We start from the raw sequence: 19,100 nt of genomic DNA, 5'->3' as shown, positions 1-19,100 counted from the left end.
GCCTATAAATAGTTAAAACGAATACCCAACATTAAATGCCGTATAAAGGTTAGAAGTTCTAAATCCATCCGGTTTGCTGATTGGTTTGGATAATGAGACGTCGTAGTAAAAACCTTTGAACCCACCACGCAAACCAAATACGCTACCGACAAGGGAATTGCCTAATTGTTCGCGTATTGTGCGACCGGATACGCGACCGGCGTCAATGCCTGTGTAAAGCCATTGATTTGAGCCGAGTATATTCCAGCTTAACTCGTTGCGTGTTAACCAACCCCGTTCGCCTGTTAAAGTTAACTCGCCGTCAAAACCACGTACCGTATAACGTCCGCCAAGGCTAAAGCGGTCTTGCATAATTAAGGGTGTTTTGTTCCATTGTGCTGACCATTCCGTAGAAAAACGAAATTCTTGTTCACCGACTGAGAACGGTTGTAAATAGCTCAATGTTGCCGTCATAATCACAGGGCGCGATGTGCCTTCGTGCCAAAGTTCTTCAGGTGCGGGGATTGCACCACGTGCGCCTGTGCCGTGTTTATAATTAAACCCTAAGTTTACAATCGCACGATTGATGTATTCTCTGTGATTGATACCGGCTTCCCAACCTGCCATTCGGCGGCGTTGTACGTCAATTTCCGCGTCATCAATATAGTTTTCCGATTGGCGAGACCAAAAAGCACCATAAATAGACGTTTTACGCGAACTATCGCGATAGAGTAAATAGGATAGAGTGAGTTTATCTGTTGTACTTTCACCTGAATAAATGTAATTGGTAAACGCGCCTGCCAGCTCTTGATGGTAGTCATTTTGAGAGTGGCTAAAACTTAAATCCCAATAACCCAAAGGAATACTGTAGTAAAGATTCCAGTTTTTACTGGCTCGTTGCCCTTTATCGTCAGTATGGCGTTTCATACTGTGTGTAAAACTACCATAAAATAAATCGTTGGCAGAAAAAAGATTATCCCAAGAAAGGGTTGCAGTGCCTTGTAATTTACCTGTGGATTTGGAGCCGCTATTGTCTAAACCAAGCGTTAAACGAAAGGGGAAATTTTGTGCATAAGTAACCAATAAATCACTGTCCCCAAAATTAGCATCTTTGGCTTGGCTGGGTTGGATTTCAATATTGGCATCTGCAGTGGGCGAGCGTTTAAGGTTTTCTAGGCTTTGTTCAATATCACGCAAATTTAATAGCTCGCCCGAATCAAATGTAAATCCAGTCCAGCTGTGTAAACGAGTAAAACGCGGCGTATTGCCCACGTCAGAAACAATAATATTTTTGATTTTCCCTGGAATCACCATTAACACCAATTCGCCTTGGTTAAGATTTTGGTCAGGTACGAGCACACGTGTAGTGACATAGCCTTTTTCTACAATTCGATTTTGTACTTGCGAAACAAGAGCGTTAATGCCTTTTGCCCCGATACAACGTGGTAGGGTTAAATCTAAAGACTGTGCGGTTTTAGTGAGTTCAAGCTGGAATTGAGAGGGTTGATATTGATTATCTGCCGAATAATCGAGAAGCGAAATTTTATAAATATCAAAGCAAGGTTTTTCATCGCTAGGTAATTTTTCTTTGCTTTCTTGCGCAATATTTAAACGCACATCAGGTCGGGATTGTAATTGTGCGTCACGTACTGCATTTTGTTGTTGCTGGCGTTGTTGTTGCTGGGCGTCAATTTGGTTTAGGTTGGGTTCATTCGGTGCAGATAATGCAGACAGAGGGAAAAGCAATCCTAAAATAGGCATCATTTTTAATGATAACTTTCTCTTTTTACCTAATTCTTTATTCAAACTCATACGGCTTACTTCAATTTGTAAATAATTTTTTTAGTTGCGTTATATTAATGAAAATCTATATATCCAACAAGTTGTTATTCTACTTTTAACTATGTGTTTGAGTGTTGTCATATGCTCATTTTACAGCCTATCTTAAAAGATAATGTGATTATCCTGCTATTTTAGCCTTCACCACCTGTACACGCCGTTTCATCAATTCATCGCGAATACCTTGTTTTTCAAAGCCGGCATCAATAATTTGTTGGATATTTACCTCTTTTGCCGTTTCGTACAATGTCCATAAATAGGCTTTTTGTGGGTAGCTCACTTGCTCAAAACCTAAACGACCCCGGCTGTCGGCTTGGCAAGCGGTTAAAAATTCCTTGAAGCGTTGCGGTTTGCGCCAAACGTCAAATGTATTAAACAATTTTATAATTGTTTCCGCGCGTAATTCCAAGGCTTTATGGCTGTGGGTATGGTATTCGCAAGTGAGTTCTGCCAATTCTTTATAGTAGGTTGGAACTTTTAAACGGTTGCATAAATGGCGAACCTGTTGAACGCCTTTTTTCTCATGGCCGTAATGATGGGGGAGAATATCTTGTGGAATTAATGCTTTGCCAAGATCATGACAAAGCGCGGCAAAACGCACCGCACTTTTGTTCATATCGGTATTTTCTGTCAGTAAAACCGCTTGCTGTAATACCATCATAGTATGAATAAAGCTGTCAATTTCAGGGTGATGTTTGGCGGGGTTCGGAACACCGTGGAGTGCGTCTAGTTCGGGCAATAGTACTTTCAACGCGCCAACTTTGCGCAAGGTGTCAAAGTAAATTTCAGGATTTTTTTCTGTTAATGCTTTTTCAGTTTCTAACCAAATGCGCTCAGTGGTGAGATGTTCCAGTTCGCCTTGTTCTGTAAGATTTTGCATTAATGCCAAGGTTTCTTTGGCAATGGTAAAACCGAGATGATGAAAACGTGCAGCAAAGCGAGCTACGCGCAATACGCGCAAAGGATCTTCTGCGAAAGCCGGGGAAATATGGCGTAAAATGCGGCGATTTAAATCTTCAATGCCGCCAAAGGGATCATGATATTTTCCGTCCGCACTTTGCGCGATGGCGTTAATGGTCAAATCGCGGCGAATCAGATCTTCTTCTAAACGGATATGCGGTGAAAAGTCGCAAATAAAACCGGTATAACCTGAACCTGATTTACGTTCAGTTCGCGCAAGAGCATATTCTTCTTTGGTTTCAGGGTTAAGAAAAACAGGGAAATCTTTACCTACTTGTTGATAGCCTTGAGCCAGCAAATCTTCAGGCGTTGCGCCTACAATCATCCAATCACGATCTTTGACGGGTAAGCCTAATAATTTATCGCGCACCGCGCCACCAACAAGATAGATTTCCATAGTTATAGCAAAAGAATTAAGACCAACCATCATTACGGCGGCGTTTAGGGAAAATAAGCGGAAGAATTAAACCTAAAATTAACCCAACACCCAAAACGGAACCGCCATAAATAAACCATTGAATAGCGATTTCGCGTTTTCCTGCATCTAACATGGCTTCTAGGTCACGATTTTTATTTTTTGTAATTTCTAATTCACGTTTAAGTTGGGAATTTTCTTCTAATAATTGGCTGCTTTTTTGGTTGCTGTCAATGCTACGGCGTTGCATTTCCGCGGTACGTTGTTTCCAATCATTGTCGATATTGTTTAATTTTGTGGTCAGTTCTTGAACCTGTGCTTTTAATCTTGGGTTTTCACTTTTGCTGCTTGGCGTTGATGAAAGTTCGCTATTTAAAATCCAAGCTTCGCGGTTTTTGCTATCGCGAATTAAAGTATAACGATCCTGACGATTTAACACAGTGACGGGCTCACCGGCTTGAATGGCACCTGCAATTTTGAAATTATCGCCCGCACCTTTGCGCAAATAGGTGTTTAGATTTTCAGTCACATAAGCGGTTTCTGCCAAAGCGTTGAAAGCTGAACTTAATAATAGGGCAGAGAGAGTAATTTTAATGAGTTTTGACATAATACAATCAATGGAAAATAAAAGTGCGGTCAAATATTACCAAATATCGACCGCACTTTTCAAATTAACGGAAAATTAACGCTAAAATATAATAAATTACAATAGCAAAGAACGCACCGGCCGGTAGCGTAACTACCCACGATGCAATGATATTACGGATAACATTTAAATTTAACGCCGCAATACCACGAGCTAAACCGATGCCTAATACCGCACCCACTAAGGTTTGAGTGGTTGAAATCGGTAAGCCTGTTCCTGAAGCCACCACTACGGTTGCCGCAGTCGCGAATTGTGCAGCAAAACCACGGCTCGGGGTTAAATCCGTAATCCCTGTACCAATGGTCGCCATTACTTTATAACCCATGACGATTAAGCCAACGCCAATACCTAAGGCACCCAGTGGTAAAATCCACCAAGCCATTGGGGCGGAAGCGGCAATGTTACCGCCACTTTCTACAATGGTGACCACCGCTGCCAATGGTCCGATAGCATTTGCTACATCGTTTGAACCGTGGGCAAATGCCATGGCACAAGCAGTCATCAGCATTAACATACTAAATACGCGTTCTACGCCGCCAAAGGTGCCTTGGCGCGCTTTGCGGATAAAGTTTTTGCTACGGAAATAGAAATGGCTAATGACCACTGAAATTGCACTCAGTCCTAAAGAAATCAATACGGTTTCTTTGGTGCTTAAATTTAAACCAACGTGTTTCAAACCTTTTGCAACGGTGACGATAATTAAGATAAATACCGTCAATCCCATAAAATAAGGACCGAATTTTTGCGCGTTACGGAGTGGGTTTTCTGTATCAAAAATCAGTTTTTGGATAACTAAGAAAATACCATAAGCTAATACACCTGCGATAAATGGCGTAATAAACCAACTACCGACAATACCGCCAATAGCATTCCAACGCACGGCACCGGCACCAGTGGTAATGCAAGCAAAACCGATAATGGCACCAATAATTGAGTGGGTTGTGGATACCGGCCAGCCCCAGCGAGAAGCGATTAATAGCCAAGAACCGGAAGCAAATAATGCCGACATCATCCCTAATACTAATACTTCAGGCTGAGTGATGAAGTCATTGGGATCAATGATACCGCTTTTAATGGTCTCCGTGACTTCACCACCCGCTAAATACGCACCCGCACATTCAAAAATCAGTGCAATCACAATAGCTTGTTTTGCGGTGATAGTCCCGGAACCTACCGAGGTTCCCATGGCGTTTGATACATCATTCGCCCCTACACCAAATGCCATAAAAAAAGCGAATGCCGCGGTAATAAGAATGAGCAGAGTGCCGTAATTTTGTAATACTTCCATAGTCGAGATCCTATGTTAAAGATAATTATGAACGAGCAAGCATTAACTCAATACGCGAGCCAATACGTTGTGCTTGGTCAGCGAGTACGCCAATCCATTCAAAGGTTTTATATAATGAAATCACATCGATTGGATTATAGCGATCTTCGATTTTACGCAATTCACGGCGTAATTCGATTTGCATTTTATCCGTGTCATCTTCAATGTCATCAAGGGTATTGATCATATTGTTAACAAGCGTGAGTTCACGGCCTTTAAAACCGGTTTCTAATAACTCGTCCATTTCGCGTGTGATTTTGTTCGCTTGCAATGCCGCATCAATACTACGACAAACAAAGGATTTAAAGGCATCCTGTAGTTCAGTAGGAATAGGGAATTGACGGCTTACCATACGTCCTGCAATATCTTTTGCATAGTTTGCCAGTTTATCTTGTTGGGTCACAAGTTCGAGCAAATCGGTTCGGTCGATCGGTAAGAATAATCCGCGTGGTAATTTTAAGCGAATTTCACGTTTTAATTTGTCGGCGCGGTGTTCCATATCTACAATACGTAAACGGGCTTCTTCCGCTTTTTCCCAATCATCTTCAAAAACAGCATCGATAAAGGGAACCAATAATGTACAAGCTTCTGTCACTTTATCTGAGTGCTTTTGTAATGGTTTTAATGGGGAATGGGCAAATAATCCGAGAAAGTTATTCATCGCCATAATTAACTCCTAAATGGGGTTGATAAAATAATACCAATTGCTTGGCGTGATAGGCACTGCACAACAATATGTCGGCAATATGTCGGCAATGCCCAAAACTTCGCGCATATTATCTTATTGTTAGAGAAAATTCACGCTTTAAATTATAATATCGCCACAATCTTCAGTTTTCGCACAAAGTGCGGTCAGAATTTATAAGGAAATTATCATCAATGTCTCATGAAGTTGAATTAAAACTTGCAGTCACACCTGTTTTTGCAGAAACGCTTGCCCAGTCTTTGACAGATTTTCATATTATTGAACAAAAAGGATCTTTTTTAGGAAATACCTATTACGATACACAAGACGGATTTTTCGCCAAACAAAAAATGGGGTTAAGAGTGCGGTCGGAAAATGATGTGTTTCAGATGACATTAAAAACAGACGGAAAAGTGACAGGGGGATTGCATATTCGCCCCGAGTATAATTTTCCGCTGGAAAATGCCATGCCCGATGTCACAATGCTAAATAGCTTAACGGAGTTCAAGTTTCCTGCTGATTTGGCTTTAACGCCAATTTTTAGTACCGATTTTGAACGTCAATCTTGGGTGATTGAATGTGGTAAAGACACGGAAATTGAAATTGCCTTAGATCGTGGTGAAATTAAAGCGACGGGAAATGTTGAACCCATTTGCGAAGTGGAATTTGAATTAAAACGTGGTGAGTTGGCGGATTTGTTGGCGTTAGTGGAAAACTTAACCTTAACGGATGGGGTTCGTTTAAGTTCGGCAAGCAAAGCAAAACGCGGTTATCAACTTGCTAAAGGCGAATTGCCACCGTTGACGGATTGGCTAGAAAAATGGCGTAGTTTTTTAGCTATTGAACAGCAAAGTTCAAATCCACAGGAAATTTTGACCGCGCTTTTTAATGATGAACAACAGCTGATCGAAGAAACCTTATTATTGGGTGCAAGCTATTTCGCCCAAGATTTTATGCGTACCGTAGAGCGTATCGGGGCGTTTTTCAATCTAGCCAATTATTATGTTGAAGCCAAAAAATTGTTGCATGCCGCGGTTCAACAAAGACAATTGGATGAGCAAATGTTGCTGGCATTGACGGAGAGTAACGAATGGCTGTTTGAAAAAATTCGTGACATTATTCGCTTGCACAGCGAAACCAAAGACAATGCCTTAGCAATGGGGAAACTCGAGAATTTGTTGCATCAAGGGCAATATGTGAAACGTATGATTAATTTGATTAAGTTGACGGTGGAATAAGATGGCAAAAGCCCCAAAAACGGCCTATGTTTGTAACGATTGTGGCGCGGAATATGCCCGTTGGCAAGGGCAATGTTCCGCTTGTAAAGCCTGGAATACCATTAGCGAAGTGCGGATGATTTCAGCAAAATCCGCACCGAAAAATGATCGTTTTAGTGGTTATGCGGGGGAAACTCAAGCGAAAATTCAAACGCTCGCGGAAATTAGCTTACAAGAGACACCGCGTTTTACCAGCGGTTTTAAGGAGCTGGATCGTGTGCTGGGTGGTGGTATTGTGCCGGGTTCTGCGATTTTAATCGGCGGCCATCCAGGCGCAGGGAAATCCACTTTATTGTTACAAGTGATGTGCGGATTGGCGCAAAATATGACCGCACTTTATGTGACGGGGGAAGAAAGCTTGCAGCAGGTGGCGATGCGCGCCAATCGTTTGAATTTACCTGCCGACAGATTGCAGATGTTATCGGAAACCTCCGTGGAACAAATTTGCCATTTAGCGGATCAACTGAAACCACAAATTATTGTTATCGATTCCATTCAAGTTATGCATTTGTCCGATATTCAATCGTCACCGGGGTCGGTGGCACAAGTGCGTGAATGTGCGTCTTTTCTAACCCGTTATGCCAAAACGCGCCAAGTGGCGATTATTATGGTGGGGCATGTCACTAAAGATGGTACTTTAGCAGGCCCGAAAGTATTAGAACATGCCATTGACTGTTCTTTGTTGCTGGAAGGGGAAGCCGACAGTCGTTTTCGTACTTTGCGTTCCCATAAAAACCGTTTTGGCGCGGTGAACGAATTAGGGGTTTTTGCCATGACGGAACAAGGTTTGCGCGAAGTGAAAAATCCGTCTGCCATTTTCCTAAGCCGTGGCGATGAATTAACTTCAGGCAGTTCGGTCATGGTGCTGTGGGAAGGAACCCGTCCGTTGTTGGTGGAAATTCAAGCCTTGGTGGATCATTCCATGTTGGCAAATCCACGCCGCGTTGCTGTGGGGTTGGAGCAAAATCGCCTTGCCTTGTTATTAGCCGTGTTACATCGCCACGGCGGTTTGCAAATGTCCGATCAGGATGTGTTTGTCAATGTGGTTGGTGGCGTTAAAGTCACAGAAACCAGTGCAGATTTAGCCTTATTATTGGCATTAATTTCCAGTTTCAGAAACCGCCCGTTGCCACAGGATTTAGTGATTTTTGGCGAAGTGGGGCTAGGCGGGGAAATCCGCCCGGTTCCCAGCGGTCAAGAACGCATTTCCGAAGCGGCTAAACATGGTTTTAAACGCGCTATCGTGCCTTTTGGTAACAAGCCCAAAAGCGCGGTGGAAAACATGCGGGTTTATATGGTGAAGAAATTGGCTGATGCGTTGAATGTGTTGGATGAGTTATAGCGGAAAAGTGCGGGGAATTTCTCCACACTTTGGGATAGCAGAGAATGGCGAACTTTAATGCAAAATAGCCATTCTTTTAAAAATACGCTACAATTTGCAGAATTTTATTCTTCCATATGGTGAATTTTGTGGATAAAAAATTGCCTAAAGCCCTTGATGCCATTGATGTCAAAATTTTGAACGAATTACAACGTAATGGCAAAATCTCAAATATTGATTTATCAAAAAAAGTCGGTTTGTCGCCCACGCCTTGTTTGGAGCGTGTAAAACGTCTTGAAAAACAGGGGGTGATTACAGGTTATCGCGCGTTGCTTAATCCTGAATTATTGAATGCGCCGCTACTTGTTATTGTGGAAATTACCTTAATTCGAGGTAAACCCGATGTGTTTGAAGAATTTAATGCGGCTGTGCAGGCTTTAGATGAAATTCAGGAATGTCATTTGGTTTCAGGGGATTTTGATTATTTGTTGAAAACACGCGTGGCGGATATGGCAGCATATCGTAAGTTACTCGGAACGACTTTATTACGTTTGCCGGGGGTGAACGATACGCGTACTTATGTCGTGATGGAAGAAGTCAAACAAACCAATTTTTTACAATTAAAATAACGCTCACATAGAATGATTAAAAAATTAACAAGTGGCTTTACGCCTCAACATTATTTTGTTGAATTTTTATTTGGATTGACCGCACTTTTTGGGTTCTATTTGATTATTGCTTGGTCAAGTTATAGTCCTATTGATAGTGCTTGGTCTGTTTCGACTTATCAAACAGAAGTGATTAATAAGTCAGGCAAATTAGGTGCTTGGGTGATGGATCTCTTTTTTGTCTTTTTTGGTAAAGTTGGAAATATCCTGCCTTTCCTAATTTGTATTGCACCAATTTATTTTATTCGTACAAAGCGCGTTGATAGCCTAACATGGACGCGTTTTAGCTTGCGTATGTTTGGTTTTGTAATGTTAATGCTGGGATTGACATCGCTTTGTTCTTTATTGCTTGATAGCGACAATTATCATCTTGCCGGTGGGGTAGTTGGTGGCAGTTTGGTGCAACACCTATTTCCAACACTAGGTCAATTTGGGGTTTTATTATTTGCTTTTATTACAAGCATCATTGGTTTTATTTTTTGCTCGGGTGCGTCGCTAATCCGTTTGATTGTAAAATTTTATCATTGGTTAACGGTTCAAAATGAATCTGAAGAAAAACAAATTGAGCAAAATGATGCGGTTGTCTCTCAGGAAAGCGTAGAAACTCAAGATATTGAAAAACCGATTGCGCCATGGCAACAAACCTTAGAGAGCCAAGCTGAACAGGCAGAGCAGTTAAATATCAATATTGAAGGGTTAAATTCGGTTCAAACACAAGCATCGCCTAGCCCAATTTATGAAAGTGATGATAATGATGATGTTTCTTCTTTGGGTGAATATCAGGTTGAAACATCAGAAAAATTGCCCGAAGTGAGTATTGCCAGCGTAAGTCTGCCAAAAGTTGAGCCTGAAATGCCTATTTCTCTTTCAACGGCAGAAAGTGCGGTGGGTTTTGAAGACGATTTAACGGATACACCACGTATGCCCGAGGTGAAATTAGCACCTAAACCGATTTTCCCCGTAGAAACAAGCGCAGATGAGCTTTCTCTTGATAAGGATGATGAGTTAGGGCATTTAGCGACAGCATTTGCGGCACAAGAAGCAGAACGCGAAAATATGCGCCAAAAGCAAGCGCAAGAAATGGGGATCGCGTTAGAAACCGAGAATCATCCTAAACCCGAACAGAATGGGTTGCGTTCTATTTCCGTGGATAAGGTGATAGAAATGTTTGGTAGCCCGAAATCTACGGAAAAACCGACCACAGCAATGCCAACCTTGGATTTGTTGGATCAACATTCAACCCAAACTCATGATATTACGCCGGAAGAATTACAACATACTTCGCGCCGAATTGAAGCGCAGTTACGTAACTTTAATGTAAAAGCGGAAGTGCGAGATGTATTGGTGGGGCCGGTTGTAACGCGTTATGAATTAGAATTACAGCCGGGGGTTAAAGCGTCCAAAGTGACTAGTATTGATACGGACTTAGCCCGTGCGTTAACCTTTAAGGCGATTCGGGTGGCAGAAACCATTCCCGGAAAACCTTATATCGGTATTGAAACCCCTAATGCAAAACGCCAAACGGTGTACTTGCGTGATGTATTAGATAGTGAAGAGTTCCGCAATTCTAAGGCGTTGTTGCCAATGGCATTGGGGAAAGATATTTCGGGCAAAGCGGTGGTGATTGATTTAGCCAAAACACCACATTTATTAGTGGCGGGTTCAACGGGATCAGGCAAATCCGTTGGGATCAATACTATGATTTTGAGCCTGTTGTATCGTGTCAAACCGGAAGACGTAAAATTTATTATGATTGACCCGAAAGTGGTTGAATTGTCTGTGTATAACGATATTCCGCATTTATTAACGGAAGTGGTGACGGATATGAGAAAAGCGGCGAATGCACTGCGTTGGTGCGTGGAAGAAATGGAACGCCGCTATCAATTATTGGCACAGGTTCGCGTGCGTAATATTGAAGGATTTAACGACAAAATTGATGAATTAAAAGCGGAAGGCTACGGTATTCCTGATCCGCTTTGGAAACCGTCCGATAGCATGGATTCCACTGCGCCACATTTAGGGCGAATGAATTATATTGTGGTGATTGTGGATGAATTTGCCGATTTGATGATGGTGGCGGGTAAGCAAATTGAAGAGTTAATTGCTCGCTTGACGCAAAAAGCACGAGCGGTGGGTATTCATGTGATTCTCGCTACACAGCGTCCTTCTGTGGATGTGATTACGGGGTTAATTAAATCCAATATCCCAAGCCGTATTGCTTTTACGGTTGTGCAACGCAATGACTCGCGCACTATTTTAGACCAAAATGGGGCAGAAGCCTTGTTAGGGCGCGGTGATATGCTGTATTTAGCCAACGGTACTACGGAATTAATGCGCGTACATGGTGCATTTATGACCGATGATGAAGTAAACCGTGTGGCGGATGATTGGCGCGCGCGCGGTAAGCCAAATTACATTTCAGCGATATTGGAAAGTGTTGGTGACGATGAAGAGGTGAGTGCTGATGATGCAGGCTATGCAGGCGACAGTGATGAACTCGATCCTTTATTTGATAAAGCAGTGGAAGTGGTGAGCAGTACAGGAATGACATCAACCTCTTTTATTCAGCGCCGTCTCAAAATTGGTTTTAACCGTGCAGCCAACATTATGGATCAAATGGAAGAACAGGGGATTGTCTCTGAAATGCGTAACGGTAAACGTGAACTACTGGTTCGCAATACATCGGAATATTAAAGGAAACTCAAATGCAAAAAACAATTAAAAAATTCACCGCACTTTTTACTTTAGCCATGGCAACGCCTTTCGCCTTTGCGGATGCGGCAAGTGAGCTACAAACCCGCCTACAGAAAGTGAGCGTATTTAGTGCGGATTTCAATCAAACCGTGAGTTCTGCCAACGGTAAACAAGTGCAATCCGGTTCGGGTAAAATTCAAATTAAACGCCCAAATTTATTCCGTATGGATAATAAATCACCGCAAGAAACCCAAATTATTGCAGACGGCAAAACCCTTTGGTTTTACGATCCTTTCGTTGATCAAGTGACCGCAAATTGGGTGGCTGACGCGGTAAATAATACGCCATTTGTCTTGTTAACCAGTAATGAAGCCAGTCACTGGAATCAGTACAATGTGCAACAAAACAGCGATACCTTTGTGTTAACCCCAAAAGCTAAAAACAGCAATATTAAGCAATTTGATATTCGTATTGATGCCAATGGCGTGTTAAAAGGCTTTAGTACCATTGAGAAAGACGGGCAGTCAAATTTATACGCGTTACGTAACATTACCAACGCGGATTTAGCGGATAGTCTCTTTAAATTTAGCGTACCGAAAGGGGCTGAATTTGATGATCAGCGTAATAAAAAGAAAAAATAGATGATATTGTGGGGCGTAGAAATGCGCCCTTTTTTCTCTTTTAGTGTCACTTGATGTAGGAATGATGTATGTCTAATCTGACGTTTGATTTTGCTGAAAATGATTTTCGCCCGTTAGCGGCGCGTATGCGTCCGCGTTCCTTGGAAGAATATTGCGGTCAGCAACATTTAATTGGTTTAGGGAAACCGCTACGCAAAGCCATTGAAGCTGGGCATGCCCATTCTATGATTTTTTGGGGACCTCCGGGAACAGGGAAAACGACCTTAGCGGAAATTATCGCCCATCAAATTAACGCGGAAGTAGAACGGATTTCAGCGGTCACATCGGGTATTAAAGAAATTCGTGAAGCCATTGACCGCGCCAAACTTAATCGCCAAGCCGATCGCCGCACTATTTTATTTGTGGATGAAGTTCATCGTTTCAACAAAAGCCAACAAGACGCATTTTTACCGCATATTGAAGACGGCACCATTATTTTTATTGGTGCCACAACGGAAAATCCCTCTTTTGAATTGAATAACGCCTTATTATCTCGGGCGCGCGTGTACATTTTAAAATCCTTAACCAACGCAGAAATTCAGGCAGTTTTACAACAAGCGATTACGGATAAAACGCGTGGCTTGGGTGAAGTGCGGTTGGATTTTGAAGCAGATTTATTAGCCTATTTGGCGGATTATGTGAATGGCGATGCTCGCCTTGCCTTGAACTGCCTTGAATTAATGGTGGATATGGCAGAAGAGAGCGAAAACGGCAAAAGAATTGACCGCGCTTTGTTAACCGAAGTGCTGGGCGAACGTCAAGCGCGCTTTGATAAAGGGGGCGATCGTTTTTATGATTTGATTTCAGCCGTCCATAAATCCATTCGAGGTTCAGCCCCTGATGCCGCCTTATATTGGTATGCTCGAATTATTACTGCAGGCGGTGATCCGCTTTATGTTGCTCGCCGTTTGCTTGCCATTGCATCAGAAGATATTGGCAATGCGGATCCGCGCGCGATGCAAGTGGCGTTAGCCGCTTGGGATTGTTTTACGCGTGTAGGTGCGGCAGAAGGGGAGCGCGCCATTGCGCAAGCCATTGTTTATCTTGCCGTAGCACCTAAAAGTAATGCGGTGTATAACGCGTTTAATGCCGCCAAAGCTCTTGCCAAACAAGCCCCTGATTATGATGTACCGCGCCATTTAACCAATGCCCCAACGCAGCTGTTAAAAGAACTTGGTAATCATGTAGAGTATCGCTATGCTCACGATGAACCCAATGCTTACGCCGCCGGTGAAAATTATTTCCCTGAAGCACTAAAAGACACGCAATTTTATTTCCCCACCAATCGCGGAATGGAAATTAAAATCAAAGAAAAATTAGATTGGCTAAGGGAGCAAGATAAATTGAGTGATAAAGTGCGGTGGAAAAAATAGACATATTTAGTGTGAGTAGTACTGCTGTATTTTTCCCTGAATTCACGTTAAAATAACCGCACTTTTTATGGAATAAAAATAGGTAACAATATGATCGATCCAAATTTACTACGTAATAATCTGGCAGAAGTGGCACAGAAATTAAAAGAAAAACGTAATTTTGATTTAGATGTCGTGCATTTAGCGAAATTAGAAGAACATCGTAAAGTATTACAAGTAAAAACAGAAACCTTGCAAGCAGAGCGTAATGCGCGTTCTAAAGCCATTGGCGCTGCAAAAGCGCGCGGGGAAGATATCGCGCCTTTAATGGCAGAAGTGGAAACCATGGGGATTGAATTGGCGCAGGCTAAAGCATTATTTGATGAAGTGTCTGCGGAATTAAATACCATTGCGTTAACCATTCCAAATATCCCTGCCGATGAAGTGCCATTGGGTAAAGACGATTCAGAAAATAAAGAAATTTTACGCTGGGGGACACCACGTACCTTTGATTTTGAGATCAAAGATCACGTGACGCTAGGCGAAAATTTAGCCGGTGGGTTGGATTTTGCCGCAGGGGTTAAATTAAGTGGTGCACGTTTTGCGGTGATGAAAGGTCAAATTGCCAAAATGCACCGTGCTTTGGCGCAATTTATGTTGGATTTGCATACTGAGCAACATGGCTACATGGAAACCTATGTCCCTTATTTGGTTAACCACGCGACATTATATGGAACAGGGCAGTTGCCGAAATTTGGTGAAGATTTGTTCCACACTAAAGCATTAGAAGGTGAGCAACCTTATGCCTTAATTCCTACAGCAGAAGTACCGGTTACAAACTTAGTGCGCGATGAAATTTTAAATACAGAAGATTTACCGTTGAAAATGACCGCACATACACCTTGTTTCCGCTCAGAAGCGGGATCTTATGGTCGCGATACACGTGGTTTAATTCGTATGCACCAATTTGATAAAGTAGAAATGGTGCAAATCGTTGAACCTGAAAAATCAATGGAAGCCTTGGAAGAGCTAACAGGACACGCAGAAAAAGTCTTGCAATTATTAAATCTTCCTTATCGTAAAGTGTTATTATGTACAGGCGATATGGGCTTTGGTTCATGCAAAACCTATGACTTAGAAGTTTGGGTTCCTGCGCAAAATACTTATCGTGAAATTTCATCTTGCTCAAATATGTGGGATTTCCAAGCACGCCGTATGCAAGCACGTTGCCGCGGTAAAAACGATAAAAAACCACGTTTAGTTCACACCTTAAATGGCTCGGGATTAGCGGTAGGTCGTACTTTAGTGGCGGTATTAGAAAACTACCAAAACGCAGACGGCACTATTACCGTGCCTGAAGTACTACGTCCATATATGGGTGGTTTGGAAGTGATTGGCTAAGCTATCCATTGATATTAAAGGCGAACCTGAGCGTTCGCCTTTGTTGTTTTTATAGGGTTACAAGATAAACAGACCTTATTCGCCATGCAATAATTGTCACAAGAACAAAGATAATCCTGGTGTGCCGTTTGCATTTATCCCCCATAACTGTGATAATTTGCCCACTTTATTTGACCATTCAAGAGATAAAAAAGTTATGCAAACAGCGAATCAAACATTATCCGTAGCGGTGATTACCTCCACCATTGGTCGGGCGCAGCTTGAACGCGCGATTTTGAGTGTGAAAGCACAAACTTACCCTTGTAAACATTATGTATTTGTAGACGGTGAGCAATTTCGTGCAGATGCGAAAGCCATTTTGGATAAATATCCTGAGGTAACCGCGATTTATTTGCCAATGAATACCGGAGCGGATGGTTGGACAAATAGTAGTATTAATGCAATTGCGCCTTTTTTAGTAAAAGAAGCCGCGATTTGTTATTTGGATGATGATAACTGGTATGAACCCAATCATGTTGAGCAATGTGTTAAAACCCTGAATGAATCAGGGGCAGATTATGTTTATGCATTGCGTAATTTTTACTCGCCTGCTGAGCAGTTTATTAGTAAGGATACGCTGGAATCAATTGGTTTTTATGAGAATAAACTCGATAATCCCTATAATTTCCAGATTTTGGTGAATGGGCAAATTCTGGCGATGCATACGACTGCGCATAAAGCTCATCATATTGATACGAATTGTTATATGATGCGTCGAGAGTTAGCCATTGGTATTTCTCGTTTTTGGTATAGCGGTATTCATAATGACACAAATGTGTTTAATGCATTGGTGCAATTTAATGTTTCTCATTGTTGTACAAAACAATTCACTGTCAATTATCTGTATGATTTAGATAAATATGATATGGGGTTTATTTTATCAGTCGAAAAAGCTTTTCCGGGGTTAAGTCGTGAAGAAGTTAGACAACTAAATTACCAAGTGATGGCTCAAAAGCAACAACAAAATCTTGAGCGACATGGTGGTGTTTACCCTTGGGATAAGTAACTTCGGTATGATGTAGCCGTTGCGCAAAGCGGAAGTACAAGTGGTGAGCTTGCGTAAGGAGCACATAATACCGGTTAGTTTAAAAAGAAAAGCGCGGTGGGAAATAATGTATTTTTTCACCGCGCTTTAGATTTATGTTAGCCTATCGCCAGTTTAATAGTGTATCGATTGAAGTATCAAGTGCTTTAGCAATCAGCACTAAATTGAGCACACTAATATTACGCTCAGCACGCTCCACCATACCAATATAAGTACGGTGTAAGCCTGATAGTTCGGCAAGATCTTCTTGAGATAAGCCTTTTCTGACTCGTTCTAACTTGATTGATAGACCAAGTTGTTTTAATAGGATTTCACGTTCTTCTTTATTCATATCTTGACTTTATAAAAGCCGAGAAGAATATGCTACATACTATCTATAGCGCATCGATAATTTACATTCGATTTATCACTAAATAAAGTATCGATTCTCTGCGGGTAGTATACAGTGTTTTTGAAAATATTTTTATCTCGTCAAGACCTTGACAGACCAAGTTTCAGAACGTACATTATTTATAACGAAATCCCCTTTAGATGATATTTTTTTGTAATCTAAAAGGGGATTTTTCTTTCCTTTTAGTTCATTAAATAAAAGGAGAATAATTATGATGACAAATGAAAATATATTGAGAAAAGTAAGACTATTAGGGAATAAAAGCTATACGCTGAATTTATCTATGGCTTGGACTATAGCGGATTTTGATGAGAATGATATTAGAGAAACTATTGAAGAAAATGTCCTTAATATTTCCGTGGAAAATTTTTTTATGTTTGTTTCTCGTAATCGCTTTTATGTTTTAAGAGAACATCAAGATCCGTTCCTGAAAGAGTTTAAAATCAGAATAGATTTATCCTATTTATCGATTGACTTAATTTCTGATCTTATTGATATTAGTCATCATATTTGTGATATATATGAAAAGAATACATTAAGGGAACATAAAAATGAAAAATTTGGACTTCGTTTTAACCGCACTTGGGGTGAAATGAAGATTTGTTGTTTATCAGGTGATGTATTTCGTGTTTTATATTTTTTAAAGCAGTTTACTATTTGGGCAAGAAAGTTCGTTTTTAGAGAAAAGGATAATAAAAAAGCACTCTGAAATAGAGTGCTAATAGGAATATGATATTTATTCTTCTCTATATTTTTGACAAGCTTTAGCAAGTTGTTCTCTATAAATTTCAGCACTTTTTTTACCAGAGCTTGTTACTAATCGAGAATATTTAGCTTCAAATAATTCAGGAAGAATATCATCATCGTAATAAGTAAACATCCCTCCTTTTTTTCCTAAGAGAAGTTTTGGATCTTCTTCAAATGCTAATAGAGATAATTCAGGCACATAATTATCATTCCAAGGCATTCCACCACGATAATCCGTTTCTCCTGTTAAGCCACGACATTCTTTTGGGTAATGTGATGTCGGTGTAATTAATGGGGGAATAGCGACAACACTTACCGCAATAGCAACAGAAATGGCTTTATGCTGTTTTACAAAATTGACCGTTTTATTGATCAGATTATTGATAACAACATGTTGTTTTAATCCTTTTATAAGATGAATAACTTTGTTGAAAAATATTTTAATTTTTTCATTTTTCAACAGTTCGGTTATGATATGTTTTAATTTATTCATGTTAATCTAGTTTCTCATAGTGATCGAAGTTTAAATTTAATTTTCGTAATGCTTCTTCCGTTTCAGAACAAGGGTATTTTGCATAAATATTTTTTTCAGTTTCTTGAATACCTTTTAAAATATTATAAGGAACACCCGTGTCATTTTTGCCCACATTGACTGATTTCAAATAATCTTCCAATTGAACAACACATTGGTTATAGTCTGTTTTTAAACTATCATAATTTAGGGTGTAATTTTTAACAATTTCTGCACGTTTCTCAGAAATAGCTTGTCTCCATACATCACAGGCAGAATATTTTCTTTTATCTTTTTTGCAGTAAGATTCATCGACAGCAAGCTCAGCATAGTTCTTCGCTTTTAACTCAGCTAAGCCTTTTTGCCAAAGTTGGTTTGCGGAATATATTAAAGCAAGTTCGTTTTTGTCATCTAATGCTAATTCATAACCATATTCGATATGCGATTCTATATCCGAATTCCCCAACTTTTTGATCATATTTCTATCGATAGAAGACATGTCTTCGTTTCTATAGCCAAAAAACTTTCCTGCAGGATCAGAATCAGGATGACTAGTAGAAGTGATAGTTTCGCTTAAAATTTTAGAAAGACCGTCTTGCCATGGTAGTTGCTCATAGGATGATGCATAGGCATTTTTCATATACTTAATAATTTCATCTTTTCTTGCTTCTTTCTCAGCCTGTTCCTTTGCTTCTTGTTGTTCTCTTTCCGCTTTTTCTTTTTGGTATTTAATATTATCTAAACCGTCTATAGCGTTTCTGCAATTCTTTCTGAATTTAGAGTAGTCAGATTGTGATAAGTATTTATCGAATTCTTGCTGTTCTGATTTAGGAATGGAGCGAGAAATTTGCTTGATTTCATTCTCGATCTGTTCACATTCTTTTTTAGCTTTCAAAGCCTTTTCTTCATTTGCGGTATAAAACTCTACAGTTTGAAGATCTTGTGGGATTTTTAGGTCATATTTATCACAACCCACTAAAATAGATGAAGTGAGAAGGACAACATAGGTAGGTAGTTTTTGCATAGGTAACTCCAAATAAGATAAATATAATCATCCAAACGATACGAATAGTATACATTTTGACAAAGTATTGATAGAAAATCAAGTCAAGGTAAGATCAAA

17 protein-coding genes are annotated in these 19,100 nt (G+C 40.6%); 9 read left to right on the top strand and 8 right to left on the bottom strand.

What is annotated here, in order from left to right; all coding sequences use genetic code 11:
- Positions 1–12: 12 nt before the first annotated feature.
- The 5 genes from E7T07_RS04060 to E7T07_RS04040 all read right to left on the bottom strand — a co-directional run bounded on the left by E7T07_RS04060 (position 13) and on the right by E7T07_RS04040 (position 5,833).
- A complete protein-coding gene (locus E7T07_RS04060) occupies positions 13–1,791 on the bottom strand; it encodes a ShlB/FhaC/HecB family hemolysin secretion/activation protein (RefSeq protein WP_135709644.1) in 1,779 nt (592 codons plus the stop codon).
- Positions 1,792–1,939: 148 nt separating this feature from the next.
- On the bottom strand, positions 1,940–3,175 hold the full coding sequence (locus E7T07_RS04055; protein WP_135709643.1) for a multifunctional CCA addition/repair protein: 1,236 nt from the start codon (positions 3,173–3,175) through the stop codon (positions 1,940–1,942).
- Between the two features lie 16 nt (positions 3,176–3,191).
- A complete protein-coding gene (locus tag E7T07_RS04050) occupies positions 3,192–3,800 on the bottom strand; it encodes a TIGR04211 family SH3 domain-containing protein (protein WP_135709642.1) in 609 nt (202 codons plus the stop codon).
- 64 nt (positions 3,801–3,864) lie between these two features.
- A complete protein-coding gene (locus E7T07_RS04045; RefSeq protein WP_135709641.1) occupies positions 3,865–5,127 on the bottom strand; it encodes an inorganic phosphate transporter in 1,263 nt (420 codons plus the stop codon).
- Between the two features lie 25 nt (positions 5,128–5,152).
- Complete coding sequence (locus E7T07_RS04040; RefSeq protein WP_135709640.1) at positions 5,153–5,833, bottom strand: TIGR00153 family protein; 681 nt, start codon at positions 5,831–5,833, stop codon at positions 5,153–5,155.
- Between the two features lie 212 nt (positions 5,834–6,045).
- Between E7T07_RS04040 and E7T07_RS04035 the strand changes: the two genes are divergently transcribed.
- The 8 genes from E7T07_RS04035 to E7T07_RS04000 all read left to right on the top strand — a co-directional run bounded on the left by E7T07_RS04035 (position 6,046) and on the right by E7T07_RS04000 (position 16,289).
- Positions 6,046–7,089 (top strand): CYTH domain-containing protein, encoded by a 1,044-nt coding sequence (locus E7T07_RS04035; RefSeq protein WP_135709639.1) that lies wholly within the window; start codon positions 6,046–6,048, stop codon positions 7,087–7,089.
- Between the two features lies 1 nt (position 7,090).
- Positions 7,091–8,470: a DNA repair protein RadA gene (gene radA / locus E7T07_RS04030; protein ID WP_135709638.1), complete on the top strand. Its 1,380-nt coding sequence runs from the start codon at positions 7,091–7,093 to the stop codon at positions 8,468–8,470.
- Between the two features lie 128 nt (positions 8,471–8,598).
- A complete protein-coding gene (gene lrp / locus E7T07_RS04025; protein WP_135709637.1) occupies positions 8,599–9,078 on the top strand; it encodes a leucine-responsive transcriptional regulator Lrp in 480 nt (159 codons plus the stop codon).
- A gap of 12 nt (positions 9,079–9,090) precedes the next feature.
- A complete protein-coding gene (locus E7T07_RS04020; protein WP_135709636.1) occupies positions 9,091–11,811 on the top strand; it encodes a DNA translocase FtsK in 2,721 nt (906 codons plus the stop codon).
- Between the two features lie 11 nt (positions 11,812–11,822).
- Positions 11,823–12,452 carry an outer membrane lipoprotein periplasmic chaperone LolA gene (lolA, locus tag E7T07_RS04015; protein WP_135709635.1) on the top strand — a complete coding sequence of 210 codons (630 nt, stop codon included), beginning with the start codon at positions 11,823–11,825 and terminating at the stop codon, positions 12,450–12,452.
- Between the two features lie 68 nt (positions 12,453–12,520).
- Entirely contained in the window at positions 12,521–13,864 is a 1,344-nt protein-coding gene (locus E7T07_RS04010; protein WP_135709634.1) for a replication-associated recombination protein A, read from the top strand.
- A 90-nt stretch (positions 13,865–13,954) separates the two neighbouring features.
- The gene (gene serS / locus E7T07_RS04005; RefSeq protein ID WP_135709633.1) at positions 13,955–15,244 is read left to right on the top strand and encodes a serine--tRNA ligase; all 1,290 of its coding nucleotides are present in this window, start codon (positions 13,955–13,957) and stop codon (positions 15,242–15,244) included.
- 196 nt (positions 15,245–15,440) lie between these two features.
- On the top strand, positions 15,441–16,289 hold the full coding sequence (locus E7T07_RS04000) for a glycosyltransferase family A protein (RefSeq protein WP_135709632.1): 849 nt from the start codon (positions 15,441–15,443) through the stop codon (positions 16,287–16,289).
- A gap of 142 nt (positions 16,290–16,431) precedes the next feature.
- Here E7T07_RS04000 and E7T07_RS03995 read toward each other — a convergent pair whose 3' ends face one another.
- Positions 16,432–16,659 (bottom strand): helix-turn-helix domain-containing protein, encoded by a 228-nt coding sequence (locus E7T07_RS03995; RefSeq protein WP_135709631.1) that lies wholly within the window; start codon positions 16,657–16,659, stop codon positions 16,432–16,434.
- Positions 16,660–16,930: 271 nt separating this feature from the next.
- Here E7T07_RS03995 and E7T07_RS03990 point away from each other — a divergent pair, with 271 nt between their 5' ends.
- Positions 16,931–17,428, top strand: a complete 498-nt coding sequence (locus E7T07_RS03990) for a hypothetical protein (protein WP_135709630.1) — start codon at positions 16,931–16,933, stop codon at positions 17,426–17,428.
- Between the two features lie 27 nt (positions 17,429–17,455).
- Here the strand turns inward: E7T07_RS03990 and E7T07_RS03985 are convergent, their stop codons facing one another.
- Together E7T07_RS03985 and E7T07_RS03980 are read right to left on the bottom strand one after the other, a co-directional pair.
- Entirely contained in the window at positions 17,456–17,959 is a 504-nt protein-coding gene (locus E7T07_RS03985; protein WP_135709629.1) for a hypothetical protein, read from the bottom strand.
- Position 17,960: 1 nt separating this feature from the next.
- Positions 17,961–19,001 (bottom strand): hypothetical protein, encoded by a 1,041-nt coding sequence (locus E7T07_RS03980; RefSeq protein ID WP_135709628.1) that lies wholly within the window; start codon positions 18,999–19,001, stop codon positions 17,961–17,963.
- Positions 19,002–19,100 lie beyond the last annotated feature (99 nt).

The sequence above is a fragment of the Actinobacillus porcinus genome (assembly GCF_901764995.1).
Classification (GTDB): domain Bacteria; phylum Pseudomonadota; class Gammaproteobacteria; order Enterobacterales; family Pasteurellaceae; genus Exercitatus; species Exercitatus porcinus.
Note: the sequence above shows the minus strand (reverse complement) of the source record. Positions and strands in the feature narration are given on the sequence as shown.

Coding starts and splice junctions, on each gene's coding strand:
- lolA (WP_135709635.1), top strand. CDS start 11,823: ATGCAAAAAACAATTAAAAAATTCACCGCACTTTTTACTTTAGCCATG.
- E7T07_RS03980 (WP_135709628.1), bottom strand. CDS start 19,001: ATGCAAAAACTACCTACCTATGTTGTCCTTCTCACTTCATCTATTTTA.
- E7T07_RS03985 (WP_135709629.1), bottom strand. CDS start 17,959: ATGAATAAATTAAAACATATCATAACCGAACTGTTGAAAAATGAAAAA.
- E7T07_RS04040 (WP_135709640.1), bottom strand. CDS start 5,833: ATGGCGATGAATAACTTTCTCGGATTATTTGCCCATTCCCCATTAAAA.
- E7T07_RS04010 (WP_135709634.1), top strand. CDS start 12,521: ATGTCTAATCTGACGTTTGATTTTGCTGAAAATGATTTTCGCCCGTTA.
- E7T07_RS04055 (WP_135709643.1), bottom strand. CDS start 3,175: ATGGAAATCTATCTTGTTGGTGGCGCGGTGCGCGATAAATTATTAGGC.
- E7T07_RS04020 (WP_135709636.1), top strand. CDS start 9,091: ATGATTAAAAAATTAACAAGTGGCTTTACGCCTCAACATTATTTTGTT.
- E7T07_RS04060 (WP_135709644.1), bottom strand. CDS start 1,791: ATGAGTTTGAATAAAGAATTAGGTAAAAAGAGAAAGTTATCATTAAAA.
- radA (WP_135709638.1), top strand. CDS start 7,091: ATGGCAAAAGCCCCAAAAACGGCCTATGTTTGTAACGATTGTGGCGCG.
- serS (WP_135709633.1), top strand. CDS start 13,955: ATGATCGATCCAAATTTACTACGTAATAATCTGGCAGAAGTGGCACAG.
- E7T07_RS04035 (WP_135709639.1), top strand. CDS start 6,046: ATGTCTCATGAAGTTGAATTAAAACTTGCAGTCACACCTGTTTTTGCA.
- E7T07_RS04045 (WP_135709641.1), bottom strand. CDS start 5,127: ATGGAAGTATTACAAAATTACGGCACTCTGCTCATTCTTATTACCGCG.
- E7T07_RS03995 (WP_135709631.1), bottom strand. CDS start 16,659: ATGAATAAAGAAGAACGTGAAATCCTATTAAAACAACTTGGTCTATCA.
- E7T07_RS04000 (WP_135709632.1), top strand. CDS start 15,441: ATGCAAACAGCGAATCAAACATTATCCGTAGCGGTGATTACCTCCACC.
- E7T07_RS03990 (WP_135709630.1), top strand. CDS start 16,931: ATGATGACAAATGAAAATATATTGAGAAAAGTAAGACTATTAGGGAAT.
- E7T07_RS04050 (WP_135709642.1), bottom strand. CDS start 3,800: ATGTCAAAACTCATTAAAATTACTCTCTCTGCCCTATTATTAAGTTCA.